We start from the raw sequence: 26,423 nt of genomic DNA, 5'->3' as shown, positions 1-26,423 counted from the left end.
CCCATGGACGCGACGTTCGATTGCTGGACAATTCTCGACCTCCCTGCCCGCTCCGATGAGCGCAGCGTCAAACGCCAGTACGCCAGACTGCTGAAGGTCACACGCCCGGACGAAGACCCCATCGCGTTTCAGCAACTGCGTGAAGCCTACGAACGCGCGTTGCAGCTGGCCCGCGAGGGCGACGATGGCGTTGGTGGTGACGCTTCGTTTGTACAGGCTTCGGCAGCGCCTCTGGTGCAAAGGCCTGCGCCGGTCACTCGGCCAGTGGTGCGTTCCGCTCAGGAGCAGGCCGCCGAGCTGCTCGAACATTTCGACGACGATGCCGTTGACCACTGCTGGACTGAAGCCGTCGCAAAAGGCATCGAAGCGACCGTCGAAGCCTTGCTGTTCGTGCGTTGCGTGCAAGCGCCAGACGCCAGCCCGAACCTCTTGCGATGGGGCCTGGAAACCCGCCAGTGGCTGACCCCCTGGCAGCAGGTTCGTCCTCGGCAATCCGATCAGGAGCGGCTGGGCCATTTGCTCTCCCTGGGGCTGTACCACAGGCTGGAGCAGTACATGGCCGCCGGCGAGGAAACCCGCTTCATTGACTGCCTCGAGCACCACTGTCGACAAGGCTGGCTGGGCGATTTAGCCCGCCGTCAGACGCTTCACGTGCAGGTGCTGGACCTGTTTTTCAACCACGGAAACTGGTCGCCGGGGTTGTTTGAAAGGGTCCGGCAGCTGTTCGGCTGGGACACCGAATCAGCGGTTGTTCCCGTCGTCGATGAGCAATGGCACACCCTGCTCACCCGCAATGAAGAGAAGAAATGGCTCGGCGAACTGCGGGCGCTGGCGCGTCTGGGCGAGCAGCATCCGGCCCCCTCTGCCAATGCGGCTGCGCTGTTCCTGACCGGTTCGTCTGCGGAACGCCTTCAGGCGCGCGCCGCGACATTCACCGAGGCTGACTGGCAGGCTTGCGAACAATTATCCGAGGCGTTCATCACGCGGTTTCCCGACTGGCCAAAGCGGTTCCCGGACCACAATCCGTGGTTCTGGAAAGCACTGGTAGGGCACGAACGTCCTCAGCACGTCATGAAGCGGGCCTGCGCCGCCATGACAATTACCCTCGCCCTCGGCATGAATGGCCTGCACCCCGCCGAGCTCCCGGTCATGGTGATCATGTCGCCGATCCTGATATTGCTTGGGGCGCTCAGCGCGTATATGGGCAAATGGTTGCTTGAGCATTGGGTCACCTTCACGGAATCCTTCTACGACCTTGATCAAAGCGTCAGCGCCTGGTGCGCACGCCACCAACTGACGCGGGATCGGCGGCATCTGGTGATCCGCAACAGCGTACCCATGCTGGCCGTGGCCTTCATTCTCTGGAAATGGCTGGGACTGCTGGGCGTGGTCACCTTTGTGGTCACCGGCCTGATCGGCAAACTGCAACCTGGACGCGCGGCGCCGGTGGATCGCCAATACCGCTGGCGCCGGCCCTTGCAGGCGATCTACCGGATCGCCGGGATCAGTGTGCTGCAGTGGCTGTTCTGCCTCTTCATGGTGGGTCTGATCCTGTATGTGCAACAGAACATGCCCGGCACGCTGTTGACCCAAGGCGCCTGAGAGCCGGGCGCCGCGCCAGGTCGCCCGGCTGGCCTTTGCGCCGAAAGGCCTCGGCGCAAAGGCCCGAGGCCCTGTGGCCAGTAAAGCCGCAGCATCAACCTAGAGCCGAATGTCCTCCGGCCGCTGGATCAGTGCCTCGATGCGGGTGCCGGTGAGCTGCTCTTCATTGGAAAACCCGTCATATCGCGCCAGCTCACCGAAGCTGATGCCAGTCAATTGCTCGATCTGCACGACGCTGCGTCGATAGGTCCTCAGTGCACCAAAGACCAGTTCCAGCTTGCCCAGCTCGCGGGTCTGGTCGATCAGGTACGCGCTGGCCGAAGGTGTGCCGTCATCGCCGAGGAACGCGACGACTTTCCAGAAGGCTCTGGGAATTTGCACGCCCCGGTACAGCGGGTCGTCACTGCGCAGGACCGGTCCGGTGAAAACCGTGGCGCGCTCCTTCCAGCGGCGGGTGTTTTCCAGGATGAAGTCTTCGAGCTCCAGCCAGGTTTTCTGGTTGAAGGCAGACATCTGCGGCGAGCAGTTGGTGAAATGGAAGGTGTCCTGATTGGCGGTCTGCGCCTCGGCGCCCCAGTTGGGGTCCTGCCTGCGAACCAGATGGCCGCGATCCAGCAGGTTGTCGCGGTACAGATCGTCGCCAATCTGCGCCTCGACCGGCAGCCGGCCGTCGTAGGCCCAGGCGTCCTGACTCCGCACGATCTCGACGCTGCTGCCCCCCTCGATGTTCACGCCGACGTACAGCGCGATGCGCCGGCTGCGCGACATGCTGATGGAGAAGTGGGTGTAATCCAGACGATTGCCCGGGTTTCCCAGGGGGTAGACATCGTCAGGCATGGATACCGTTGGCCACGGCACCACGAACTCCCCGAGAAATTCATCGCTGTAGCCTGATCGGCCTTCCAGTTGCGACGCCGGCGTGACCCGCCCCTGAGGGCTTGATCGCAGCGCGGTGGCATGGGATGACGGGCCGGCCGTGATGGGCTGAAGATCAGCAAGACGGGGGCGATGGGCGAGATTCACCTGAGCGTTATGTGTCGGCATCCTGCTACCTCTTGATTGATGAGGCCCAATCGGCGGGCCTTGTTGATACAACGCACACGATCATGTACCGCACAGTGTGAATATCACATGACCTGAAGGGGCGGTGGGTATCGGTTAGCCGTGGTACTTGAAAGGGCCACTTCCCGGCTGAAGCCGGTCCCACTAACAGCCGCGGGTGAATCCAGTGGGACCGGCTCTGTCTGTGGGACCGGCTTTAGCCGGGAAGCTTTTGATCTGCTTTTGATTTTCCTACGCAAAAATCCCAGACACCGCCAAACGCGACGTGGGTGCAGGCCGAACGCAGGTCTCGCGCAGTGGGCCGAGCCGTCCTGACCCAATACTTGCTATGATCCGCCCCCGCGCGCACGAACGTGTCGAGAGCCCCTGCCTGCCGTTCAAGGCCTGCGCCAGACGATCAGATCGTAAAACCGGTTAACGCCCCAAAGGAACCCGAATGCAACACGCCACGTTGAACCGTTTCTACGCCGGGGTGCTCGCGCTGCTGCTGTGCATCACCGTGCCAGCTTTCGCACAGGCTGCGGCGGCGCAGGTCGCGCCGCAAGCCACAACACAGCCCGCCAGCCAAGCCAATGTGACGCCGGAAGCCGAGGCCCCGAGCCTGGATGACCTGAGCGAGCAGCTCGACCAGATCCGGCAAAAAGTCACCGTCAGCGCCAATGACGATTTGCTTTCGAGCCTGCGTCAGGCCGCGCTGCAGGTGCAGAAGCAAGCCGATGACCTGATCGCCAAGCAGGCGGTCGACATTGAGCACCTCAACGATCAGCTGAATATCCTCGGCCCGGTGCAACCGGACGAAGCGCCCACCCTGACCAGCCAGCGCAAGACCTTGACCGCCCAGAAAAACGCGCTGGTCAGCGACGAGCGGCAGACCAATACCTTGAGTCAGTCGGCACGGGACCTCGCCACACAGATCTTCAGCCTGCGCCGCAGCCTGTTCGATTCGCAGATCAGCACCCGCACGGCAAGCCCCCTCAGTTCGGCATTCTGGTCGACCCTGATTCGCCCGACCGATGACGATCTGAGGCGCATGAACGGCCTGCTGGACGACGTCCGCAGCGTCTTCACCAGCGCCCTGGCGCCCGGCAACCGCCTGCTGTTTGCCAGCGTGGTGATTGGCGCGCTGTTGATCTGGGTGGTGGTGCGCCGCCTGCTGGAGAGCCTGCTGATCCGCCTGATGGTGCGCTGGCTGCCCGAAGGCCGTCTGCGCCGCAGCGCCCTGGCACTGGCGGTCGGGCTGTCGACAGTGGTGACCATCACCGCCGCTACGTCCTTGCTGCGGTGGGGCATCGTCAGTAATGCGGTGCTCAGCAACGACGTGGTCAACCTGCTCGACCAACTGCAAACGCTGATCACCTTCTGCGCCTTCATCGTCGGCCTGGGCCGCGCGTTGTTGATGCTGCCGCACCCCTCGTGGCGCCTGCCCAACATTCCTGACGAAATCGCCACCGCCATGGGCCGTTTCCCGGCCGTGCTGGCCCTGGCATTGATGATCATCGGCACCCAGGAACGCATCAACAGTGTCATTGCCAGCAGCCTCGCGCTGACCGTGGCGGTCAACGGCCTGACCGCACTGGCCGTTTCGCTGGTGTTTTTCTTCGGCCTGGTGCGCTACCGCCGCACCCGTCGCCGGTGTGCCATCGAACGTCCGGGCGGCCTCGCCGGGTTGATTCCCTTCGTGGTCGCCGTCTGGGTCGGCTTGAGCCTGCTGGCGCTGCTGAGCGGCTACCTGACCCTGGCCTACTTCCTCGCCGTCAAGCTGTTGTGGATGAGCGTGGTGGCGTCAACCGCCTACCTGCTGGTGGCGTTCTTCGGCGACGTCTGCGAAACCCTGCTGTCGCCCAAGCAACCCGGCGGCATGGCGCTGGGTTCGGCACTTGGCCTGTCCCCTCGCCATCAGGCCCAGGCGAGCACCGTTCTGGCGGGCGTTGGCCGGAGTTTGCTGTTGCTGGCCGCGGTGCTGCTGGCCTTCCTGCCGTCGGGCTCAAGTCCCGGTGAGCTGCTCGAAAGCTTCACCCGCATGGAAGTCACCGACAAATCCCTGGGCGCCCTGAACATCGTCCCAAGCGACATTCTCATGGCACTGGGCTGCCTGGTCGCCGGCCTGTTTGGCGTGCGCGTGCTCAAGGACTGGTTCGGCGAACGCCTGCTGCCGGAAACCAACATGGACGCCGGCATGCAGGCCTCCCTGGTGACCCTGATCGGCTATATCGGCTTTGTGCTGGTGATTGCAGTGGTGATGTCCACCCTGCACATCAGCCTGACGAACCTGACGTGGGTCGTGAGTGCGCTGTCGGTGGGGATCGGTTTTGGTCTGCAGGCCATCGTGCAGAACTTCATCTCGGGCTTGATTCTGCTGACCGAGCGGCCAGTCAAGGTCGGAGACTGGGTGAGCCTGGCGGGGGTCGAGGGCGATATCCGCCGGATCAACGTGCGTGCCACCGAAATCCAGATGTCCGACCGCTCCACGGTGATCGTGCCGAACTCACAGTTCATTACCCAGAACGTGCGCAACGTGACCATGGGCAATGCATTGGGCGTGGTCGGGATTTCCCTGACGCTGCCGCTGGAAACGGATGTCTTGCAGATCCGCGAATTGCTGTTGCAGGCTTTCACCGAGCACGAAGCCATACTCGATACACCAGCGCCGTCGGTCACCTTCAAAGACTTGACCAACACGGGCCTGATCATCAGCGCGAGCGGTTTCGTCAACAGCCCGCGTTCGGTGGGCGGTGCGCGTAGCGACCTGTTGTTTACCGTGCTGGGCCGCTTGCGGGAGATGGGCATTGCGCTGTCTGCACCGCAGAGCATGGTGTTGATCAATGACGGCCTAAGCAAGGAGCAGCCGCCGGCAGTCGTCGATTGATTCGTCTGCCGCGCTGAGGTGCGCGGCGCGTCAGTCGAGCACTTCATGACTGACGCGCGGCGCGCCCACCGGAATCAGCTCACGTCTTTGTTCGGGTCTTCCGCATGGGCCCACCGATAATCCAGACGCGGCGCGAACACTTTGATGCGGCGCTTGATCTTGATCAGGATCGGGTCATGCACAGGCTCCGGATCTTTCAGGAATGCGGTCATCACGGCGCTCAGCGCGTATAAGCCGCAGAATGCCCAGACCACGCCTTCAATGCCGTAACTCTCATTGAAAATCGCGACCACCGCCGGGCCTACCCATGTCGATGCACCTGCACCCAGGCTCAGCACCGACAACGCAGCGGCCTTGTTATTAGGCGCCAACGCCGGTGCAAGCGCCGACAGCGGCACAAAACACGCCAACGTCAGGCCGTAGAACGCGCCGAAGATGGAAGCGATCAGGAAGTCGTGGGGAAACGCTTGTGGCATGAAGAAGAACAACGGCGTGCTGATCGTGCTGCCCACTGCGCCAAACCACAGGATCGTATTGCGATAGCCGATCTTCGTGCTGATCACGCTGGAGCTCAGATTGCCGATGATGTTGAACACAAAGACGATGGTCAGCAGGCGCAGCCACTCTTCCAGGGTGAAGCCCACGGTGTGCATGAAGAAGCCGGGCATGACCACCAGAAAACCGAACATCGACGAGGTGTTGATCACCCGGACAAGGGCGGCCAGTGACACTTTCGGACGCGTCCACATGATGGTGATGTTCTTGGCCATCGACACCATCGGCCGCTCCCCCTCGGGGGCGAGTCGACGTATGCCGTGGGCTTCGCGCATCCCGATCAAACCAATCGCACCGCCGATGACCACCAGGGCAAAGGACAACCAGAAGGTTTGCAGCGCGCCGATCAGCGGGATCGCGGCGCTCGCCACCAGAGAGCCGAGCATCGGCAAGCCTGCAGCGTAAGCGACCCAGAACCAACCCACGGCCATGCCCATTTTGCGGGATGGTGTGGAAGCGGCGATCCAGACCAGAAAGCCGTAAGCGAACAGCGGATAACCGAAGCCGCGCAGACCGTAGGTCAGCAGAATCATCGAGTAGCTCAACTCCTGCAGACCGTAGATCAGGAAGAGCACTTCAAACACGCTCCAGATGATCAGCCCCAGGAACATCACCCGTTTCGGGCCCCAGAGGTTGGAAAGCGCACCGGCGAGCCACGATGAAATGCCGACCGTGATGCCGTAGGTGGTGAAGATCATGGCGATTTCGTCATCGGGCATGCCGCGATCACTGAGGAAGGGCGAGAGGTAGCCGAGTTCAACGCCATCGCCGATCATGAAGATCAGCAGGCCGACAAAGCCCCAGAACATGGGATAGGGAATACCCACTTTGTCGCAGAATCGTGAGAGTGGAGTGTTCGGAGTGGATTGATCGCTCAATTTTCCGTTCCTTTTTTGATGCATGACGCTTGGGCGCGCCGAATGAATGGCCTCGATGAGGTTGGAAGGCAGGTGGGGTGCACAGATTTCCGCTTCGGGCAGCGAGCAAAACTGGCTTATGGGTAGCGCGCGGGGGTCGGACGTGAAAGCCGCTATCGTCGACCCATTAATCTATGTTTTTCTAGATTTTCGAGCCCGTAGCCCCTCTTTTATGACAGATGAAACGATTAAGCTCAACCGCGTGACAGGGGCCTGGGTGCGACAACATGCCCGGTTGTATCGCCTGAGGGGCAGCAGGACCGGGCGGTCAGGGGTTGCGGTTTATTCATGAAAATAATCTGCTATTTTTGTGGAAAGGGCTCTATTTCGGCATTCTCGGCGGGTTTTGATCTGATCAGTGGAGAAGTGCTTTACCGAAGGTGCCCCACCGCGAAATTGAGAGCGTTCAAACCAGCCCACTCCCGGCTGAAGCCGGTCCCACAATATGAGGGCGCGCGCCCTCCGACACATCGCGTGCGCTGTTAGTGGGACCGGCTTTAGCCGGGAAGGCGTTGGATCTCGCACCGCGCACGTGATGGCGTCACCAGGATGGGCGGATCTTCCTGTACCACGGCCAGGACGGGGAACCGGTGAAAGCGTCACGCATTTGCCCGGCCGTTATCGCGCGGGCCCCGGTGTCAAAAGCGAGGGCGGTTCGCAAGGCAGGCCAGCAACGTTTTGGTAGACGGGCTGGCGCCTGCAAGCCGACGTGGAGGTGTTCATCCCGTGCCTGGGTCGAGGGCAGGTGGCGAAAGGGATGTTTGCCGCTTGCCAGCTCGTAGATCACACACGCCACCGCGTAGATGTCAGCGCTTGCCGACAGCTGCCGGTGTTCAAGCAGTTCAGGTGCGGCGTAGCCCGGAGTCCAGGCGTTGAAGCGCTCGCGGCTCAGGTGTGGCAGGCCGGGCAGTACGCCCTCCTCGGCCCTGCCAAGGCCGAAGTCGAACAGGCGCACGCCGTTCTCGCTGAGCATGACGTTGCTCGGTTTCACATCCCCGTGAATAACACCGCAGCCGTGGGCGTAAGCCAGGGCGTCCAGCAACGGCAGCACGATCTGCCGCAGTTCTTGCCACGGCAGCCCCAGAGGCCGCTCGCAAAGAAGTTTGTCCAGCGTCAGACCTCGCATCAGTTCCATCGTGATGAAGGCACGCTCGCAGGCGGTGTCGACGTGAAATCCGTGCACACGCAGCACGCTGTCATGCCGCAGGTAGCGGGTCAGGCAAAACTCGCTGTAGAGCACGGCGCCGGCATCGGGCGATTCGGCGAAGTCCTGGTTGAGGACCTTGAGCGCGACATACGGGTCGGGATCGCCGTACTGCTCGGCGAGCAAATCGCGGGCGCGGTAGACGGCTCCCATGCCGCCGGCGCCAAGCAGTCGTTCAATGCAGTAACGGCCTGCGAGAACGTCGGGCATTGTGTTGAAGGCCGATGGGGCCGACAGGCGAGCGGGTTCACGATTTTTCGACTGAGCGAAGGCGTAGTAGGTGAGATCGCTGGGCGGGTCATCGTCGGGGGGAGTAACGAGCGCTTGTCCATCGGGATCTGTTTGCAGAGGATCGGTCATCCGCGGATCACCACAGCCGTCAGGTTATCTCGGGCGGCACCCCGCAGCGCGTCATCGAACAGGCGCTTGAGTGCCATTGCCGGCAGAGCCAGACTCAACGCGTGGCCCAATGCATCGCTGCTCAAGCCCTGATACAAACCGTCGCTGCACAGCAAGAACGCATCGCCGGCAAACACCTCAAGCTCCAGCACCTCAAGTGTCAGGTGTTCGGCAGCGCCCACCGCTCGGGTCAAGGCGTGCCCGCCAGGGTGGGCCCGGGCCTGTCGAGCGTTCATCTGTCGTTCATCGATCAGTTGCTGTTGCAGCGAATGGTCCCGGGACAGCTGATACAGCCGCTGACCGCGCCACAAATAGCAGCGGCTGTCCCCGGCCCAGACGCAGGCCGCCCGGTTTTCCTCCACGAGCAGTGCGACCACCGTGCTGCCAATGATGCTGTCCTGTCGGCCTGCATTAACGGTCAGCTCCTGACCCAGCCGCCGGTTCAGCCAGTGCAGGCAATGTCTGACGCCGATAAGCCTGTCATCGAAGTTTCCGTGCAGCGGCAGCTCCGCCAGACTGGCGACGATCATCTGGCTGGCGATGTCGCCGCCCTGGTGGCCGCCCATGCCATCGGCGACCACCCACAGCCCCTGCTCGGGACACTCCAGAAACGCATCTTCGTTACGTTCCCGGACCTTGCCGGCGTGGGTCCGGGCAGCGCTGCGCCAATGGCCGGCGGCCGCCATCAGAGTTGTGCCGGCATGCGGAAGCTACGCAGCACGGCCATGTCGAACGGGTTTGGCGAGCGCTGGCTGGTCAGCAGGTAGCTGGCACGCAGCCCCCCTACGTCGGCCTTCAATACCAGGACGTCTCGACCGCTGAGTTCCTCCCGCTGCATCGAATCCAGCAAACGGAACAATGACCACGGTCCCGAGCTTTCTTCGATACCCAATGGGCGGCCCACCATTCTGTCGAGCACCAGGCTGGTTCGACCGGCCTGGGCATCGGTGGGCCACTGAAATGACACCGGGACAATCGGGCCGTGGCGGTACTCGAGGGTCTTGTCGCCCAGCTTGAATTCGGAACGGCTGACAGAAGAGTCCAGGGTATGGGGCTCAAGTTTGAACTGCAGCTGTGGCTCGGCCGGGTTGTCCGCAAAGAACCCCTGCCGGATGACCCGGGCCGCGCCCATCTGCTCGAGATACGCACGGGAGATTGGCAGGCTTTGCCCGTCGATACTGCGCAGACGGTAACTGCCCTTCTCGCCACTCACGAACGGCCGCAGAAAACCGTCGAAGAAGCGGTCTGCGACGCCCTGTACCTTGAAGAACTCGCGAAAATCACCGAGTGCGACATCACTGGCACTGTTGGCGTTGAACGGATAACGCTTGCTGATCGCCTTGGCGTAAAAGCTGTACACCTCACTCTGGTAGTGCTGGTTCACGTGTTGATACGCGTCGCGAAGCACCAGCCGCCATGAGTCCTCGGCCAAGGTGCTGAACCACGCGCCCACCGGACGCGGCAGCCGACTGGATGCCGCACGCAAGGTGCCCAGCGCATCACGCTGCCCGCCCATGCGTGACTTGGCCATGTCGAATGCCGCCTGCTCCGGCGAGCTGGCCCTGCCCAGACTGGCCATCTGCATTTGCAGCTCGTTGAGCACTGCCAGAACGGGCACCAGATCAGCCGTCGGCCCGTCCTTTTCGTCGAGCAAGCGGTGCAACGGATCAAAGCGCGTTTGCAGGGATTTGCGCGCGGTATCCGGGACGGAGGCACTCAAGGTTTCAGAAGCCTTGCTGGACGCAGCCACCGCCAGTTTGCCGGCTTTGCCCCCTTTGTCCGCCACCTGCGTGGCAACATCGATGGCGTTTGTCAGGGCCTCGGCAACCGGGGTGAAGCGTGTGTTTTCGCGGACTTCCCTGAGCAGGTTGATCACTGGCGAATGGGCCGACGTCAGGCCCGCCAGTTGCTCGGCACTGTCGGCGAAATCGTAGGGTCCGGGCAGCTCGACCGCGCTGACCGCTTCGCCCCAGTAATCGGCGTAATCGCGGAAATAGAGCTGTTCGAGCTCCACCATCAGACGCCGCATGTCCATGCCACTGAGGCCGGCGCCTTCACCCAGCACCCAGTTGTCCCGCAGGATATCGGCCACCACCCGGGAGCCGTGCACCGAAAAGTACTGCTCGTAGCCCTGTCGGGTGTAGAACCCCGGAATCACATAATCGGCGCCGACGAACAGCGCCGCCTGCGGCCCGAGGTGCTGGTCGAAACTGTAATCCGGCAAGGTACCGGCCTGCTCGCGCAGGATCCGGTAGACAACGTTCGCCAGGGACTCTCCGCGCAGGACCTGCCGTGCCTGCGATACGCGTTGATCATTGAGGGCATGGACGAAAGGCAGCTTCAGCAACCGTTCGAAGTGGCTGTTCAGACCGTCTTGCACCGCGACATTGCCGGGGTACAGCTCGGACCCGTCAGCGGCTACCCGCTCCCTGAGCCACGTCGCATCACGCCGGTCTTTCATGCCGAGCATCAAATAGGCACGCAGGCTTTTGAGCAGACCCTCACGATTCTCAAGGTTGGCGGCAATCTGCCCCTCCAGCATCATCGCCACCTGAGGCAGGAGCAGACGCTCCAGCTCGCGCTCGTAAGCGCCTTCCACAACCGGATTGACCGCTTCGCCTTGATAAAGGCCGCCACGCGCCTGGTAACCGACGTCCCCTTTGCCTGGGAAAACTTGGGTCGCCGCGTAACGGGTGTCCAGCACTTTGAGCACTGCGACAAGGTCAGCCTGGACCGTGTGCGCCGACCGCTGTTCGGCCCAGGTTCGAGCCAGGGCACTCACACTGTCGAGCCGTTCATAGTTGCTGGAAAAACTCACGGCCCAGAGGCTGCCGAACAGCGCGAGTGACGCCAGCGCCCCTGCATATAGTGCGCGCTGGGCCCAGTGGATACGGCTGCGCTCGCGGGTGTCCAGGCCGGCAAGGTCCGCCTCCGGGAAGATCACCCTGCTGAGCAGGTGGTTGATGAAACGCGAGCGCCCACTGCCCAGAGTCGGCAGCGATCCCGTGCTGATCCCCGGACTCACCCCCCTGCCGACCGCAGGCGCGTGCATGTCCTGCTCAAAGCCGGGCGCGCTGGTGAGGTAGAAGCCCCGCAACTGGCTGGCTGACTGATAGCGATTGCCAGTGAAGGCCAGTTCCACAAACACGCACACGCGCTCGCCGATTCGACTGAGTTGATGGGGGAAGTCGAGAATGCCGCCACGGCGCGAGGGATCGCGCTCTTGATGGATGCGGGTGATCACCTGACTGTTGAGCCGAACCAGCAGTTCGCCGAATTCATCGCGCAACACCTCGGCGTCAGTGCCGCTCTGCCCTTTTCGGAAGGTCGTACCGAGGACCTGATCACTTTCCTCGCGGGTCAATTGATCGAAAAACGCGTCGAACCCCGGAAGACTGTCGGCCTTGCTCAGCACGAGGTAGACCGGCACCTCGGCGTGCAGCTTCTGATGCACCTCCTGCAAACGCGTACGCACCTGCCGTGCGAGGATTTCGAGTTCAGGGTCGCTGTCGTGGAGCAGCGTGTCGACAGGGAGTGTGACGAGTACGCCGTTCAGAGGGCGGTTGCGGCGATATCGGCGCAGCAGGTCAAGCAGCGTGCACCAGGCGCTGCGGTCGATGTCAGTGCCGGGTTGGGTCAGGTAACGGCCAGCGGTGTCGACGAGCACGGCATTGTTGGCAAAATACCAGTCACAGTGGCGAGTGCCTCGAGGGTCACGGGCGAGTGTGCGCTCGGCCTTGTCGAGCGGAAACTCGAGCCCTGAAAAGTCCAGCAGGCTGGTTTTGCCGGCGCCCTCGGGGCCGATCAGCAGGTACCACGGCAGCTCGGTGCGCCAGTGTTCACTGCGGCCGCGATACAGGTCTGAGGTCTTCAGTGTTTTCAGCGCGTCCTTGAACCGCGTCGTCAGTTCAGCCTGCTCCTCGTCGATCTGATCGTCGCGCAGCATGCGCGCCTGACCGTCCTCACTGTCCTCCACCGCTTTCTTGCGCTCTCCGGCACGCCAGCTGACATAGACCATGGCAAGGCCCCAGAGCAGGCACAGCGAACTGATGGTCAACAGCCGAGAGGTTGAACTCTCCCAGAACTTTCGATCGTCAACCGCGAGGGCCGGCCCGACGAACCAGACCGTGAGCGCCACGAGTAATAGCAGCAGGAGCGTCCACACCCACGTCTGACGCAAAAGCGCGCCGGTTTTCTTGAAAAGGTTTTTCATTACACGTCTCTGTTTACGGCTGCGGCTGCGATTGCGGCTGAACGGCAGGCTGATCAAACAGCTGATAAGGTTGCAGGACGGCGTTCCGGTGCTCGCCGAGCACCCAGGCAAAGCCCGAATACATCACAATCAGACAGACCAGGGTGAAGCCCACGACCATCCCGCTGGGCACGATGCGCACCAGGTCGTGGCGCTGGTTGCTCAGGCCTTCCCAATGGGGCGACAGCTCGCGAGGCGCATCACCGCGCAGCTGACGAATTTGCCGGTAGACCGCGTCGCGGATGTTCTCGAGTTCCTGCACGCCACGGGTCTGCACCCGGTAGCGGCCCTCGAAGCCCAGCGACAGGCAGAGGTACATCAGCTCCAGCATCGGCAGATGCTTCACCGGGTTCTTCGAGAGTCGATCCAGCAACTGGAAGAATTTTTCGCCGCCGAAGGTTTCCTGGTGAAACCTGCTCAGCAGGCTCATCTGCGACCACTCGCTTTCGTTGCCCCAGCCACTCGTGACCACGGCCTCATCCAGCGCAGTACAGAGCACATAACGGGCACCCGCGACCTGACTGGTCTCGGCGCCGTTGTGCAGCGCGCGCGCTTCAAAGGACTTCATCACGCGGGTCAGATGCTCATGGAGCGCGCCCATGTCTTGCGGGAGGTCCCCGCGCTTGAGCCGTACCACCTCGGACAACAGCTCCGATGCAGCGGCCACGAGCGGGTTCACGCCGACATTGAACGTCTGCGCCGGACGCAGGTGCGCGGCGTAAATCATGCGTTCTTCCAGTTGCTCGAAGCGAGGCGGCGGCGTGGAATCCGTGATCGGCGCCGATGCGGGGCCATGACCCTGTCGGCTGACCAGCACGGTTTTGTGGTCCTGGCGGTAATCGTTATCCCTGATCATGACGGTCAGTTCCTGATGGCCCAGAATTTAAGCTCCAGCTCGGCGAACTCACCGGACACATGGAACGCGAAACCGCCGGAGCGCTCCAGCTGCGCCAGGTCTTCGGAGCTGAGTTCGAGGAGGAAGTAGGTTTTGTTCGAATGAAACGCAATTTGCCGTGGCGCCACCGGCAACGGGGTGAGCTTGATGCCGGGCAGGTGCAGGTTCACCAACTGGCGGATACGCTCCACCGGTGCAACCTTGAAATGCGCCGGCAGACGGTGGCGCAGTTCCTCGGAGTCGCAATGGGCACTCGCCGCCAACACAAAGGAGGCCGAACCCAGCAGCGTGCGATCGTGCAGCGGCGATACCGTGATGCCGTATTGACGCGGCTGCAGCACCAGTTCGATCGCGTGCTGCTCCAGCACCATCGACAGCATCTGCCGAAGCGCTTCCATCAATTTGCGGAAGCTTTCCCCTTGATCGCTGTGCCGATAGCGACTGTCCAGACGCGGCCGCTTGCTGTCGCTCGAGAAGGTCGCCAGATCGCCCAGCAGGGTCAGCAACACGCGGTAGAGTGCTTCCGGATGCACGTGCTCCAGACCCAGGTAGTGACGCAGCAGCAGTTCGGCGCGATTGATCAGCTGAAGCATCATGAAGTCGCCCACTTCGGCGCCGGCGACCGTGCCGCTGGCGCGGATGCGCTCGGCGATGCTGTCGCCCCGGTGACTGAGCATGCTGATGACTTCCTTCAGGCACGACAGCAGATAGCTGGAGGAATGGGACTGAAGGTAGGTCGGAACGAAATCCGGGGCGAGGCTGACCACACCGTCAGGGGTGGTGTCGAGCACATCGCAGATCTTCAGCTTGACGTACGCGTGGTCGCTCTGCTGTTCGCCCAGCAGCAATCTGAAGTCGGGCCGACCGCAGCTGACCTGACACGCCGCGTCATCACCTGCATTGGAATCGGCGACTTGCGCTTCGTACGCGGTGTAACGCGCCAGCACATCGGACTGCTCCGGACGCCGCGCCTCCACGTGATTGCCGGTGATCAACGGCAACGCCAGGTAAACAGGCGTGTTGCCGGTATTGGGCGGTATGTCGAGGGCCAACGACTGGGTGTTGCCGCCCAACTCGAACACACTGCCGTCAGGGAGAATGCCCGACGCCTGGCTGATGACCAGTTTGCCCATGTTGAGAAACTGCAGGTCGATCTCCAGCGTCAAGAATCCCCAGGCATAGCCACCCATCAAGCGAGTGCGGACTTTCAACTGGTGGTCGTAGTACCGGTCGTTGTGCTGGAAGTGCTGCGGACGCAGCAGCATGCCCTCCTGCCAGATGACTTTGTGAGTATTCATGGCTGGTCAACCGCCTCGGCGAGCGTTTCATGGGAAGGCCGAATGCCGTTTTCATCGAGGGTCAGATCGACGTCGGTGGCGGCTTGCGGCGCGAGGTAAAGCGTGGAGCGCCACGACGCTTGTGACAGGTCGCGGTACGCCGCCACAACGCCGACGTAGCGACTGCCCTTGTGCACACTGAGCTTGAGCTCGACCGTTTCGCCCGGGCGCAGCTCAAGCTCCTCGGTGGCGACCAGGTCCGGCGCCAAGGACTCTTTGGCCCGCTCATACAGGCTGAAAAAGTCAGCGTTCTCGAAGGCCACTGCATGCTCAAGCTCGTACAGCCGGACCACAACGGGTGACGGCCGGCCGTTCAGATCGGGATTCAGCTGATCGCTGGCCGTGAGCCTGAGGTTGAGTTTGGTCAGGTGTGAATACGGCGACAGCGTCGAGCAACCTGCCAGCATGAGCAGAGCAATCAACGCAGTCAGCGTACGTAGGAAGACAGTTGAACGGCGAAACATGCGCTTCATCCCTGATGATCTGTGTGGAGGGTGGAAATCAGACGAATTTGCTCTTCATAGGCTTGGGCGAAGTCCCGCGCCAGCAAGCGTTCACTCCAGTCATTGTCCTGGCGCAACGCCTGGTGGTAGCGGCCGAAGGCTCTCCAGCGACTGCCGGAGGTCACGAGCAGTGGCGGGTTATCGCGCTCGAATCGCAGGGCGAGTTGCTCGGGTGAAAAATGTTCCAGCGTGGCGCGGGCTGCTGCGCGACTGGCGGCCAGCAAGGCCACCTGGTGCGCCTGCACGTCATGGAATGCCCGGTTTATTGCCAGCTCGGCAGGCAGTTGCCCGGGCTTGCCAGGGCGCAACAACGCCGACAGTGCTTCTTCAGCATCAACCGCCGACTTCAGCGGATTCCGCTGAGCGCCCTGCACGGTTGTCTGGGACAGGCGCAACTCGTTTTTCAGCTCGCTGCGGGTGTGCAGGTTCTGCTGCAGACCGCCAATGCATTGCCTGAGCAAACGGCCGGCATTGAGCGCCAGCATTTCCCGGGCATCCTGATCAAAGTCGTCGAATTCGATGCCCAGCGCTTCGGCAAACCGGGTCCAGAAGTCATCGGTCTGGCGCTCGACTTCACTCACTGCAGGCGCCGGTGGTGGCTGTGCCGCGGGATCTTCGACCAGCTCTGGCACGCGCAGGCTTTCCATGTCCACCCGGGCATAGTCCGCACGCTGTTGACCGTCCTTGATGGCGCCACCTGGCGAAATGAGTTCGTCGATGTCTGAGTGGACGCGCTCCTGCCGATCGAGCGCATTCAGCGGGTCGAGGTCCAGAAACGAGTCGTCCGGGATGATGCTGCCGGCCGCATAAATACGACCCACGTCACCGTCGAATGAGGCCGGGTCCCGTGTGAGCCGGGCACGCAGTTCGAAATCGCCCAGCACATACAGACTCCCATGCTCGATGAGCACGGCCTGTCCCTTGGGCAGCCTTGTCCTGCTCTCCCCGCTCAGCACGCCATTGCTGCTGGTGTCGGTGAGATAAAAGCGGCCATCGCGGTAGCTGATCAGGATGTGGTGGTGGGACACGTGCCGATTGCGGTCAGGAATGACCCAGTCGCAGTCCTCGCCCCGTCCGATCACGCCGCCCGCCTGCCTGAAGGTTTTTTGGCACTGCTCTGCAGGCACAAACTGCCGGGCGCTGAGCATCTCGAAAACCAGTTCCATGGTGATTCTCCTGGCGGTCAGTAATTGCGGTTGGCCGCCTGCGGATCACCCAGCGGGCGATAGCTGTTGTCGTTGAACGTGTAATTCCCGCTGCAACCCGAGAGGCCACAGAGGAGAACAAGGGTGAGCAGAACAGCGTTCCGGTGATGAGCAAACATCAGAGGGTCTCCAGGGGTGAGCACCAGGCGACGACGGTCGGCGCGAGGGAAAGCAAGTGGGAAAGAAATGGTTCGGGGCTACGCATTGACTTCGCCCGGATTGATATTGAGGCGGCCAAGGCGGTACAGCAGCGTGCGCCTGGGCAGGCCAAGCTCGCGGGCGGACAGGGTCTGATTCCCCGCGTTTTTACGCAGGCAATCGAGCAGCAAGCCACGTTCGACCTGCTCAAGACGTTCGCGCAGATTCAGGCGGGCATCATCAGGGGCGGCCTGCGCGCGGAGGGTGAAATGCTCGGCGAGCAATTCGTCGCCTTCACACAGCAGAACGGCACGTTCAACCAGCCCCTTGAGTTCGCGAACGTTGCCAGGGAAGGCATAGCCAGAAAGATAATCGAGCGCGGCGTCCGACCAGCGCAGTGCATCCCGTTGCAGAAATGCGCAAGCCTTGTCGGCAAAATGTCGGGCGAGATCGACGATGTCATCGCCGCGCTGACGCAGGGCGGGCAACTCGATGGGGAATTGCGAGAGACGGTAGTAGAGATCTTCGCGAAACGTGCCTTCCCTGACCATGACCGATAAATCCCGGTGGGTCGCTGCAAGGATGCGCACGTCTATCTTGTGCGTATCGTTGCAGCCCAGCGGGCGTATCTCGCCCTCCTGCAGCACCCGCAGCAGCTTGGCCTGCAGCGACAATGGCATGTCGCCGACCTCATCGAGCAACAGGGTCCCGCCGTTGGCAGCGTCGAACAGCCCGGCGCGATTACGCAGGGCACCGGTGAACGCCCCTTTGCTGTAGCCGAACAACTCGCTTTCCAGCAGGCCTTCGGGCAGTGCCGCGCAGTTCTGCACAATAAAAGCCTGAGAGCGACGCGGACCATGGTCGTGGATGGCACGTGCCACCACCTCCTTGCCGGTGCCCGTTTCTCCGCACAGCAAAACGGTATACGGGCTGTGCAGGACTTTACTGATCATCGAACAGGTCTGGCGCAGGGGCGCGCTTTTGCCGATCAATCCATAGGCGCTGATGCTGGGCACATTGACGGGCACGGGTCGTGGGTCATCGGTACGGCGTTTCAAGCGCTGAAGCAGGTGCAATTGGCGCAGCACGAACGTGCCCAGTCGGCCGAGGGAGTCGGCAAAAGCGTGCAGCTCGAGGTGTCGAGTGCTCGCGCAGACGAGCAAGCCTTCCACCTTCTGCTTATCACTGACGATGGGCACACACAGCAGCGACTGCCAGGGGACGGCTCTGGTCGGCAGGAACCTGGTTTCATGCAGGCTGCCCGGCAAATCGGCAAGGCACACAACGCGGTTTTGGCACAGCGCAAACTGCAGCAGCTGCTCATCGTTGTAATCGGCGGGCAGGCTTTGTCCCTCGCGGGGTTGCAAGCTGCCCTCAAGGCACTCGGCGGTCATCCCCAGACCCGTATGACCCGCGTCCAGCAGATAAAGCTGTGTCAGCTCGCACCCGCTCAACTCGGCGAGCCCCAGCGCGAAACCGCCCAGCAGCGCCGCATCGTCGCTGGCGCAGGCGAGCCGGGCGAATTGCTCCAGCAACGCTTCGGCGTAGGCCAGCGGCTGCGGGACCTGAATGAACATCGCGCCCACCTCAGGCAAACTCGCAGGTCACGGCGGCTTCGTGATCGACGGTTGCGTGCACGGACGTGAGACGTTGACCTGCCGCCATCGCATCGAGCAACCGGTCAGCCACCTGGGGCAGTACGTGAAGCTCCAGCAAGTGGTCGATCAGACGTGCGCCGCTGTCACTTTGGCTGCAGCGCTCCACCAGATGATCGACCAGCGCCTCGGAAAAGGTGAACGCCAGCTGACGGCGATTCAGACGCTCGCCCAGGCGTCCCAGTTTGACCTCGATCAGTTCGTGCAGCACTGACCCGCTCACGGGGTAATAGGGGACGACGCGCATGCGGGCCAGCAGCGCCGGCTTGAAGTGACTCGCGAGCACCGGACGGATAGTGTCCTCAAGCACCTGCGCAGCGGGACGCGCGCCGTCGGCACAGAGGTCACTGATGAGGTCGCTTCCCAAGTTCGAGGTCATCAGGATCAGCGTGTTGCGGAAATTGATCTCCCGCCCTTCCCCGTCGTTGGCCACGCCCTTGTCAAAGATCTGATAGAACAGATTCAACACGTCCGGATCGGCTTTTTCGACTTCATCGAGCAGGACCACGGAATACGGTCTCTGCCGCACCGCTTCGGTGAGCATGCCGCCCTCGCCGTAACCCACGTAGCCCGGCGGCGCACCAATCAGACGCGAGACGGTGTGCTTCTCCTGGAACTCGGCCATGTTGATGGTGGTGATGAACCGCTCGCCGCCGTACAGCAAGTCAGCGAGCGCCAGCGCGGTTTCAGTCTTGCCCACACCGCTCGGCCCGACCAACAGGAACACGCCCACGGGTGCGTCAGGTTTGTTAAGACCGGCTGCAGTGGCCCGCATCGAACGATCAAGGGCGTGCACCGCATGCTCCTGACCGCGAATGCGGGCGCTCAAGTCCCTTGAAAAGCTGGCTATTTTGGCATTGTGCTCCCGCGCCAACTGCGCCAGGGGCACGCCGGTCCAGGCACTGATCACTTCGGCGACAAGCCGCGGGCAGACTTCGAAGCTCACCAGCCGCTCCCGGGCCTGGGCCTGAGTCAGGGCGAGGTGAATCTCATCGCGTGCGGCTTGCAGGTCTTCGACAGTGTGCGGTTCATCGACATCAACCGCCTGCGCCATTCGCTGACGCAGCTCCAGCAGGCGCTCGGCCAATCCCTTCTGTTCAAGCCAGAGTGACTCGAGCGCAAGGCGTTCTTCATCCGCAGCGCGCAAACGGTTTTCCAGTGCATCCAGTGCCGGATGATCAATGAGCAAACCGGCTTCGGCGTCACGACGCAGCGCCTGACGCTGGCGGCTGCCTTCAGCCAGCTCGTTGCGCAAACGCTCAAGACGTTGGGGGGCGGCGGCAAGGCTGATGCGAACGCGTGCGCACGCCGTGTCGAGCACATCGACGGCCTTGTCCGGCAATTGGCGGCCGGCGAGATAGCGGGCAGACAACTCAGCGGCGGCGACCACTGCGTCGTCCCGCAGATAGATGCCGTGGCTCCGCTCGTAAACGTGAGCAAGGCCACGCAGGATGGTCACTGCTTCATTGATGGTCGGTTCGTGCAACCGCACCGGCTGGAAGCGGCGGGCCAGCGCCGGGTCTTTCTCGATGTATTTTTTGTATTCGGTCCAGGTCGTCGCAGCGATGGTGCGCAATTCGCCACGCGCCAGGGCCGGCTTGAGCAGGTTGGCCGCATCGGAGCCACCCGCCTCCCCCCCGGCCCCGATCAGGGTATGGGCCTCGTCGATAAACAATATGATCGGTTTGGGCGACGCCTTGACCTCGTCGATCACGCCCTTGAGGCGACGTTCGAACTCCCCTTTGACGCTGGCGCCGGCCTGCAACAGCCCCATGTCCAGCGACAGCAGCTCAACGTCCTGTATTGCCTGCGGCACTTCCCCGGCGACGATACGCGACGCCAGCCCTTCAACGATTGCCGTCTTGCCGACACCGGCATCACCCACCACGATCGGGTTGTTTTTCCGCCGACGGGCGAGAATATCCACCATTTGCCGAATGGCGTCGTCACGGCACAGCACCGGGTCGAGCTTGCCGTCTCGGGCCTGTTGGGTGAGGTTATGGGTAAAGCGGGTCAGCAGTGACTCGCCGGCCGCATCGCGGTTGCCGGTGTCGGAATGCACCTTCTGTGACAAGGCGAATGCTTTCAACCGCTCGATGTTCAGTCGGGCGAGCAATGCCTGATAGCGGCTGCCCGCGTAACGCATGTGGTTGCGCAGTAACGCAAGGATCAGCGCCCCTTGTTCAACCTGGGTCTGGCCCAATTCAAGGTTGGCGACCAGCAGCGCATCCTGCAGCCACTGCACCAGTTCCGGGGCAAATACCGGGCTGCGGGACGCACTGTGTTCCATCCGCATCTGCAACGCGGCGCCAAGTTCACCCGCGTCCACACCGGCATCCTGCAGCGCGCGGGACAGCAGGCCCTGTGGGCGCTCCAGCAAGCACAGCAACAGGTCCTCGACAAGCACCTTGCTACCGCCGCGTCCCACGCAGCGCTCGGCGGCGTGCTCCAGGTCGCGACGGCTTTCGGCGTCGAGCGCCTGAATAAGTTGTTGCAGGTTGATGTTACTCATCGTTCGGCTGTCCTTAATGATTGGCTGCCCAGGGTGACCACGCCGTCCGCGCGGTCGCGGCCCAGCCAACTGGTCCATCCCAGGCGACACGCGTTCTGTCCGGCCAGGCGCAGTTCGCGAATTTCTTCCTGACGCAGCGCCAGGCGAACGTCGTAATCAAGCGGGTCACGCAGCGTGAATCGCACCAATGCGCACAGCGGTTGGTAACCCGCGCCGATGGGCAGGAACTCGTGGAAACGCTGCCAGCCAAGCTCTCGAACATGAATGCGGAATTTGCCACTGCGGTCGCGGACGTGTTCGCCAAGCACCAGGTCCTCGCCGAGCTGGCTGTTGGCTCGGCCAAGGCTGTTGCGCTGCTCTTGGAGAATGTCCACGCGACGCTCCATGCATTGTTCAATCGTCAGTGCTGCGTGTTTGAAGTAGTACCGCAGCACCGCCTCGATCAGCGCTGCCGAATGCGCGCGCAGGCTGAGCAAACCCAGGTAGGGCAGCAGTCGCTTCCAGTTCAGCTCCCGCGCCTGTCGAATCTCCTCGCTGCCCAGTCCGATGAGCGCGAACAACTGCGACGAAAACGGATCGATCGCGCCGCTTTCAAAACAGGCGCGGTAGCGGTATTTCTTCCAGATCGGCAGCATCAGCCGATGCAGGCGGTGGTGAAACAGGTCCAGGAACTGGCGGGTCGGGTTGCCTTCCTCGCTGTCGCCCAATGCCTGCTCGCTATAAAACGCAGGCAAAGGCGATCCGGACCCGACAAGTCCCGGCAGGTTGAAGCGCAGGCGTGCACGCATCAGCCCGGACGCTTCAAAAAACTCCACGCGGTCCACATCACTGCCCGGAAAGCCAAGGCTCGGGTTGGCCTGGAATTCCAGCTGGTCATACAGGTCGTCATCGCTCAAATGCGGGTGCGCCATGCGCAGCCGGTCGATGACCAGCAAGACGGCCTGAAACAGCGAATATTCGCGTATGCCTTGGGTCAGCCCGCTCAAAGCAGGGGCTGCAGGCCCATACGGGGTGTCCATTGGTACACCTCTCCCTGTGTGCTTTTCACGCGCAGCTCGTGATACGAATTGAGGCTGGCGTAAAGCGCAAAAAACTCATTAAGAACGGAGGCGAACACGAACACGTCGCCCTCGCCGATATAGCCGTGCGGGTCGATGGTCAGCTCGGTGCGCAACCCGCGTACCGGCAGCCCTTTGTGCAGCCGGTCGACATGCTGGTGCCGGATCGACTTGAGCCCGCCCAGCAGGCGCTTACTGACCTTTTCTGCGTGCGGGTCGTAATAGCGCGGCAAGTCGTAGGTTTCGAGGATCACCTTCAAGGCGTTGACGTCCGCCAGGGACAGGTAGTTAAGCGACATGTTGCTGATCAGCTTCCACAGGAAGTCGCGGTTCAGCGGCGGCGCATAACTGGGCGTGGCCGGGGTGATATTGCGGAAGGTCAGACCTTCCGGTGTCTGTTCGCAGGCGATGCAAATGTCACCCAGCTTGAGCTTGCGCGGCAGGTTCTGATGGGTGCACGTCATCTCGATCGACAGTGTTTCAGAGGCTTCGGTGTGACGGATGCCGAAGCTCAGGTAGGTGTCGAGCCCATCGTGCAGCGACGATGAACGCTGGCGAATGCTGTAGTGCGGACGGCGGTTCGGCACATCGAAACTGGGGTCATGCTCAAAGGACTCGAAAGGCACGTAGGTTTCGTAACCCAAGCCACCGGGCCTCCAGCCGATCACCGATTCGACCGAAAACACGCCGCAATTTTCCGGGCTATAGAGCGCCGGCATCAGCAGGTACTCGTCCTGTCTGCCATCGAGGCGGATCGGCGTGGCGTCATGTTTGAACAGGTTCACGATGGGCGTGCAATGGAGCTTGACGTTGTCCAGCGTCGGTCGCAGGCGCTGCACACCGCTCTTGCGAATGTCGAAACGCAATTCAAGCCCGCGTAGGCGTTTGAGCGTTTCTTCCGGCAATGCAGCGAGCAGGTCCAGACCATTCACGTCCACAAACAAAAACTTGTCCTGGAAAGCGAAGTACTCCTGCAGATAGCGGTAACCGCGGAAGGTATTCAGCGGATACGGGATCAGCGCTTCGTCTTCGGCAAATCCCACGGGCTGGATACGGTCGCCAGGGATGCTGAATGACATGGGCAGGCCGTTGACGCCCTGGATGGGCTTGCCGTCCCCGTCCAACGGCACCAGCTCGATCCTCTCGAGATTGCGCAGAAGGCTCAGATAAAGCATCTGGCTGATGTAACGCTCGCCGGCAAAATGCAGGCGCAAACGGCTCAATTGCAACTCACCAAAATGGCCTTCGCCGCTGATCTCCAGCCGCAAACTCAACAGTGAGCCCTCGCCCTTGACCGAGTACGTCAGTGCGACCAGATCGAGCGCCTGGACATCGGTCGGGTAGCAGGTGCGGAAGCGACACTGCACGCCATCGATCGGCACGCTGTCCACCGGCGTATCCCGCTCCACCCTCAGCGCAGGCCCTGCCAGCTTCAGCGGGTCAAATTGCAGAATGCTGAAGGCAGGCAGCGGCTGCATGTAGTTGGGCCACAGCAGTTGCATCAGCGAATGACTGAGCTCGGGCAGCTCGTCATCGAGCTTCTGTCGCAGGCGTCCGGTCAGGAACGCGAAGCCTTCCAGCAGCCGCTCTACGTCAGGATCCCGTCCGGCCTGCCCCAGAAAAGGCGCCAACGCCGGGCTGCGCTCGGCAAACAGACGACCTAGCTGGCGAAGCGCGGTGAGCTCGCTTTGGTAGTAGTGGTTAAAGGACATGGTTTTACCTTCGAGCGCAGCTGTTTGGTTCAAGGGTGGTCGTTGCGGAAAACCGCCTGCTGGTGCCTTCCGTCATCGGGTGCAGTCACATGCAGCGTGTCCTGACATCAGGCTTTTCTGTGGTTGACCTGTACCTGACCGCCGCCCTCCAGGCAGGCGGCGAAAGTGACCTGACGCTTGAAACCCTCAACCTCCAGCAGCCCCTCGATACGAAAGGCGAGCCGAAGCTGATCGTTTTCGTGGGGCAGCGCGATGACCTGGACGCTGCTCAAGCGTGGCTCGTAGGTTTCGATGAAAACCTCAATAGCGAGCCGCGCGTTGGTCAACGCGTCATGAAGGCTCAAACGCATGTCGTTGAGATCCGGCAGCCCGTAGTCGATAAGCGTCTGAACGCTGCCCGCACGGGTGCTGAGCATCTTGGCCAGATGGGCAGCCACCGATGCCGTCGCAGCGTCTTCGCGGCTCCAGCCAACGCGCTTGTCGGCGTCGCCACCCAGGCGTTCAAAAAGGCTGCCGTAGCCAGTCATGCGTCGACCCCTTTCACTCTTTGTCCAGCTTGCCCACCAGCGACAGGGTGAAATCGGCGCCCATGTATTTGAAATGCGGGCGCACGTTCAGGCTGACCCGATACCAGCCGGGCTCACCCTCCACGTCACTGACGATGATCTGCGCGGCACGCAGGGGACGCCGACCACGGACTTCAGCGCTCGGATTCTCCTGGTCGGCAACGTACTGGCGAATCCACTTGTTCAGTTCCAGTTCGAGGTCAGTGCGTTCTTTCCAGGAACCCAGCTGCTCGCGTTGCAGGACTTTCAGATAGTGAGCAAGACGGTTGACGATCATCATGTACGGCAGCTGGGTGCCGAGTTTGTAGTTCAGCTCCGCTGCCTTGCCCTCCGCGCTGGTGCCGAAAAACTTGGGTTTTTGAACCGAGCTGGCGGAGAAGAACGCCGCGTTGTCCGAGCCCTTGCGCATGGTCAGGGAGATAAAGCCCTCCTCCGCCAACTCGTATTCACGCCGATCGCTGACCAGTACTTCGGTAGGGATCTTGGTTTCGATTTCACCCATGCTTTCGAAGTGGTGCAGCGGTAAATCTTCGACTGCGCCACCGCTCTGTGGGCCGATGATGTTCGGGCACCAGCGGAATTTCGCGAAGCTGTCCGTCAGCTTCGTACCGAAGGCGTACGCCGTGTTGCCCCACAGGTAGTGCTCATGGCTGTTGGCAACGGTTTCCTTGTAGACGAACGACTTGACCGGATTCTCCTGCGGGTCGTACGGGTTGCGCAGCAGGAAGCGCGGCACCGTCAGCCCCACGTAGCGGGCGTCTTCCGACTGACGGAAGCTCTGCCATTTGGCGAACTGCGGGCCCTCGAAATGATCCTTCAGATCTTTCAGGTCTGGCAGGCCGGTGAAGCTTTCCAGGCCAAAGAACCTGGGGCCGGCGGCGGCGATAAATGGCGCGTGGGACATGCAGGCCACGCTGGAAACGTACTGCATCAGCTTCACGTCCGGGGCGCTGGGGGACATGAAGTAGTTGGCGATGATCGCTCCCACAGGCTGCCCACCGAACTGACCGTACTCGGCGGTGTAGATATGCTTGTAGAGACCGGCTTGCATGACCTCGGGGGAATCTTCGAAATCTTCCAGCAAGTCCTCTTTGGACACGTTGAGGATTTCAATCTTGATGTTCTCGCGAAAGTCGGTCCGCTCGACCAGCAACTGCAAACCACGCCAGGACGACTCCAGAGACTGGAAGTCCGGGTGGTGCAAAATCTCGTCCATCTGACGCCCCAGCTTGGCGTCGATCTCGGCAATCATGCGGTCAACCATTGCCTTCTTGACCGGCTCACCCGCATTTTGGGGTTTGAGCAGTTCCTCGATAAACGCCGACACGCCGCGCTTGGCGATGCCATAGGCATCCTCATCCCGAGGCAGGCGAGTTTCGGCAATGATGCTGTCGAGAATGCTGAACTCGCCGGGTTCTTTGCCCTGCTGCTGCGCTGGTGTAGTACTCATGATGTTGGCTCCTTGGCAGATGGACTCAGGTGTCCTGGGCGGCGGCGTTCAAACCCAGCTCGCCCAGCACGCGACCGCGGGACTCGTCGTTGGCGAGTACGCCTTCAATGGCTTTGCGAAAAGCGGGCGCGTTCCCCAGCGGTCCTTTGAGCGCCACCAGGGCGTCGCGCAGTTCCATGAGTTTTTTCAGTTCCGGCACTTGGTCGACCAGCGAGGCCGGATTGAAGTCCTTCATCGACTTGACGTGCAGTTGCACCGCCAACTCCTCATTCCCTTCCTCCGCTTGGAGACGGTTGGGCACGCTCAGCGTGAGGCTCAGGACCTGCTTCGCCAGCACCTCGTCAAAGGTCATCTTGTCGATACTGATGGGCTTGCGCTCTTCGACTTTTCGCTCGTCTTTTCGCAAGGTGTAATCACCGATTGCGAGCAGCTTCAAAGGCAGCTCGATCTCTTCCTGCGCCCCCCCCGTGGCGGGCTTGAACGTGACGTTGATACGTTCTTTGGGGGCTACCGATCCTTCTTTGGCCATGGCCGT

General features: G+C 61.9%; 19 protein-coding genes. 2 read left to right on the top strand and 17 right to left on the bottom strand.

Annotation, left to right across the window (positions count from 1 at the left end; translation table 11 throughout):
- Nucleotides 1–3: 3 nt before the first annotated feature.
- Nucleotides 4–1,602 (top strand): J domain-containing protein, encoded by a 1,599-nt coding sequence (locus tag IFT99_RS02780; RefSeq protein ID WP_192130350.1) that lies wholly within the window; start codon nucleotides 4–6, stop codon nucleotides 1,600–1,602.
- 99 nt (nucleotides 1,603–1,701) lie between these two features.
- Here IFT99_RS02780 and IFT99_RS02775 read toward each other — a convergent pair whose 3' ends face one another.
- Nucleotides 1,702–2,646, bottom strand: coding sequence for a DNA/RNA non-specific endonuclease (locus IFT99_RS02775; RefSeq protein WP_192130349.1), 945 nt, complete (start codon nucleotides 2,644–2,646; stop codon nucleotides 1,702–1,704).
- 454 nt (nucleotides 2,647–3,100) lie between these two features.
- Here IFT99_RS02775 and IFT99_RS02770 point away from each other — a divergent pair, with 454 nt between their 5' ends.
- Nucleotides 3,101–5,530 (top strand): DUF3772 domain-containing protein, encoded by a 2,430-nt coding sequence (locus IFT99_RS02770; protein WP_192130348.1) that lies wholly within the window; start codon nucleotides 3,101–3,103, stop codon nucleotides 5,528–5,530.
- Between the two features lie 74 nt (nucleotides 5,531–5,604).
- Here IFT99_RS02770 and IFT99_RS02765 read toward each other — a convergent pair whose 3' ends face one another.
- The 16 genes from IFT99_RS02765 to tssB all read right to left on the bottom strand — a co-directional run bounded on the left by IFT99_RS02765 (nucleotide 5,605) and on the right by tssB (nucleotide 26,417).
- On the bottom strand, nucleotides 5,605–6,963 hold the full coding sequence (locus IFT99_RS02765) for an MFS transporter (RefSeq protein ID WP_213016663.1): 1,359 nt from the start codon (nucleotides 6,961–6,963) through the stop codon (nucleotides 5,605–5,607).
- 580 nt (nucleotides 6,964–7,543) lie between these two features.
- Nucleotides 7,544–8,566 carry a serine/threonine-protein kinase gene (locus IFT99_RS02760; protein WP_192130347.1) on the bottom strand — a complete coding sequence of 341 codons (1,023 nt, stop codon included), beginning with the start codon at nucleotides 8,564–8,566 and terminating at the stop codon, nucleotides 7,544–7,546.
- Nucleotides 8,563–9,291 carry a PP2C family protein-serine/threonine phosphatase gene (locus tag IFT99_RS02755; protein ID WP_192130346.1) on the bottom strand — a complete coding sequence of 243 codons (729 nt, stop codon included), beginning with the start codon at nucleotides 9,289–9,291 and terminating at the stop codon, nucleotides 8,563–8,565. The genes IFT99_RS02760 and IFT99_RS02755 overlap by 4 nt, the downstream gene beginning before the upstream one ends.
- Nucleotides 9,291–12,818, bottom strand: a complete 3,528-nt coding sequence (tssM, locus tag IFT99_RS02750) for a type VI secretion system membrane subunit TssM (protein WP_192130345.1) — start codon at nucleotides 12,816–12,818, stop codon at nucleotides 9,291–9,293. The genes IFT99_RS02755 and tssM overlap by 1 nt, the downstream gene beginning before the upstream one ends.
- A gap of 13 nt (nucleotides 12,819–12,831) precedes the next feature.
- Nucleotides 12,832–13,713 (bottom strand): type IVB secretion system protein IcmH/DotU, encoded by an 882-nt coding sequence (icmH, locus tag IFT99_RS02745; protein WP_192130344.1) that lies wholly within the window; start codon nucleotides 13,711–13,713, stop codon nucleotides 12,832–12,834.
- 5 nt (nucleotides 13,714–13,718) lie between these two features.
- Entirely contained in the window at nucleotides 13,719–15,050 is a 1,332-nt protein-coding gene (tssK, locus tag IFT99_RS02740; protein WP_192130343.1) for a type VI secretion system baseplate subunit TssK, read from the bottom strand.
- Nucleotides 15,047–15,553, bottom strand: a complete 507-nt coding sequence (gene tssJ, locus IFT99_RS02735) for a type VI secretion system lipoprotein TssJ (RefSeq protein WP_192130342.1) — start codon at nucleotides 15,551–15,553, stop codon at nucleotides 15,047–15,049. The genes tssK and tssJ overlap by 4 nt, the downstream gene beginning before the upstream one ends.
- Before the next feature lie 5 nt (nucleotides 15,554–15,558).
- Nucleotides 15,559–16,758 (bottom strand): type VI secretion system-associated FHA domain protein TagH, encoded by a 1,200-nt coding sequence (gene tagH, locus IFT99_RS02730; RefSeq protein WP_192130341.1) that lies wholly within the window; start codon nucleotides 16,756–16,758, stop codon nucleotides 15,559–15,561.
- 17 nt (nucleotides 16,759–16,775) lie between these two features.
- Nucleotides 16,776–16,916: a type VI secretion protein gene (locus IFT99_RS02725; RefSeq protein WP_065988884.1), complete on the bottom strand. Its 141-nt coding sequence runs from the start codon at nucleotides 16,914–16,916 to the stop codon at nucleotides 16,776–16,778.
- Between the two features lie 78 nt (nucleotides 16,917–16,994).
- Nucleotides 16,995–18,512 carry a sigma-54 interaction domain-containing protein gene (locus IFT99_RS02720; protein ID WP_192130340.1) on the bottom strand — a complete coding sequence of 506 codons (1,518 nt, stop codon included), beginning with the start codon at nucleotides 18,510–18,512 and terminating at the stop codon, nucleotides 16,995–16,997.
- Between the two features lie 10 nt (nucleotides 18,513–18,522).
- Nucleotides 18,523–21,102, bottom strand: a complete 2,580-nt coding sequence (gene tssH, locus IFT99_RS02715) for a type VI secretion system ATPase TssH (protein ID WP_192130339.1) — start codon at nucleotides 21,100–21,102, stop codon at nucleotides 18,523–18,525.
- Complete coding sequence (gene tssG / locus IFT99_RS02710) at nucleotides 21,099–22,121, bottom strand: type VI secretion system baseplate subunit TssG (protein WP_065988881.1); 1,023 nt, start codon at nucleotides 22,119–22,121, stop codon at nucleotides 21,099–21,101. The genes tssH and tssG overlap by 4 nt, the downstream gene beginning before the upstream one ends.
- Entirely contained in the window at nucleotides 22,085–23,872 is a 1,788-nt protein-coding gene (gene tssF / locus IFT99_RS02705; RefSeq protein ID WP_192130338.1) for a type VI secretion system baseplate subunit TssF, read from the bottom strand. Before tssF ends, tssG begins: the two co-directional genes overlap by 37 nt.
- A gap of 107 nt (nucleotides 23,873–23,979) precedes the next feature.
- The gene (gene tssE / locus IFT99_RS02700; protein WP_065988879.1) at nucleotides 23,980–24,399 is read right to left on the bottom strand and encodes a type VI secretion system baseplate subunit TssE; all 420 of its coding nucleotides are present in this window, start codon (nucleotides 24,397–24,399) and stop codon (nucleotides 23,980–23,982) included.
- Between the two features lie 13 nt (nucleotides 24,400–24,412).
- Complete coding sequence (gene tssC, locus IFT99_RS02695) at nucleotides 24,413–25,888, bottom strand: type VI secretion system contractile sheath large subunit (protein WP_065988878.1); 1,476 nt, start codon at nucleotides 25,886–25,888, stop codon at nucleotides 24,413–24,415.
- 25 nt (nucleotides 25,889–25,913) lie between these two features.
- Entirely contained in the window at nucleotides 25,914–26,417 is a 504-nt protein-coding gene (tssB, locus tag IFT99_RS02690) for a type VI secretion system contractile sheath small subunit (RefSeq protein ID WP_192130337.1), read from the bottom strand.
- Nucleotides 26,418–26,423: the final 6 nt, after the last annotated feature.

The organism is Pseudomonas sp. CFBP 8772 (assembly GCF_014841665.1).
Taxonomy (GTDB): domain Bacteria; phylum Pseudomonadota; class Gammaproteobacteria; order Pseudomonadales; family Pseudomonadaceae; genus Aquipseudomonas; species Aquipseudomonas graminis_B.
Note: the sequence above shows the minus strand (reverse complement) of the source record. Positions and strands in the feature narration are given on the sequence as shown.

Excerpts from the sequence above, each read along its gene's own strand:
- IFT99_RS02780 (WP_192130350.1), top strand. The coding sequence starts at position 4 with ATGGACGCGACGTTCGATTGCTGGACAATTCTCGACCTCCCTGCCCGC.
- IFT99_RS02775 (WP_192130349.1), bottom strand. The coding sequence starts at position 2,646 with ATGCCGACACATAACGCTCAGGTGAATCTCGCCCATCGCCCCCGTCTT.
- IFT99_RS02770 (WP_192130348.1), top strand. The coding sequence starts at position 3,101 with ATGCAACACGCCACGTTGAACCGTTTCTACGCCGGGGTGCTCGCGCTG.
- IFT99_RS02760 (WP_192130347.1), bottom strand. The coding sequence starts at position 8,566 with ATGACCGATCCTCTGCAAACAGATCCCGATGGACAAGCGCTCGTTACT.
- IFT99_RS02755 (WP_192130346.1), bottom strand. The coding sequence starts at position 9,291 with ATGGCGGCCGCCGGCCATTGGCGCAGCGCTGCCCGGACCCACGCCGGC.
- tssM (WP_192130345.1), bottom strand. The coding sequence starts at position 12,818 with ATGAAAAACCTTTTCAAGAAAACCGGCGCGCTTTTGCGTCAGACGTGG.
- icmH (WP_192130344.1), bottom strand. The coding sequence starts at position 13,713 with ATGATCAGGGATAACGATTACCGCCAGGACCACAAAACCGTGCTGGTC.
- tssK (WP_192130343.1), bottom strand. The coding sequence starts at position 15,050 with ATGAATACTCACAAAGTCATCTGGCAGGAGGGCATGCTGCTGCGTCCG.
- tssJ (WP_192130342.1), bottom strand. The coding sequence starts at position 15,553 with ATGTTTCGCCGTTCAACTGTCTTCCTACGTACGCTGACTGCGTTGATT.
- tagH (WP_192130341.1), bottom strand. The coding sequence starts at position 16,758 with ATGGAACTGGTTTTCGAGATGCTCAGCGCCCGGCAGTTTGTGCCTGCA.
- IFT99_RS02725 (WP_065988884.1), bottom strand. The coding sequence starts at position 16,916 with ATGTTTGCTCATCACCGGAACGCTGTTCTGCTCACCCTTGTTCTCCTC.
- IFT99_RS02720 (WP_192130340.1), bottom strand. The coding sequence starts at position 18,512 with ATGTTCATTCAGGTCCCGCAGCCGCTGGCCTACGCCGAAGCGTTGCTG.
- tssH (WP_192130339.1), bottom strand. The coding sequence starts at position 21,102 with ATGAGTAACATCAACCTGCAACAACTTATTCAGGCGCTCGACGCCGAA.
- tssG (WP_065988881.1), bottom strand. The coding sequence starts at position 22,121 with ATGGACACCCCGTATGGGCCTGCAGCCCCTGCTTTGAGCGGGCTGACC.
- tssF (WP_192130338.1), bottom strand. The coding sequence starts at position 23,872 with ATGTCCTTTAACCACTACTACCAAAGCGAGCTCACCGCGCTTCGCCAG.
- tssE (WP_065988879.1), bottom strand. The coding sequence starts at position 24,399 with ATGACTGGCTACGGCAGCCTTTTTGAACGCCTGGGTGGCGACGCCGAC.
- tssC (WP_065988878.1), bottom strand. The coding sequence starts at position 25,888 with ATGAGTACTACACCAGCGCAGCAGCAGGGCAAAGAACCCGGCGAGTTC.
- tssB (WP_192130337.1), bottom strand. The coding sequence starts at position 26,417 with ATGGCCAAAGAAGGATCGGTAGCCCCCAAAGAACGTATCAACGTCACG.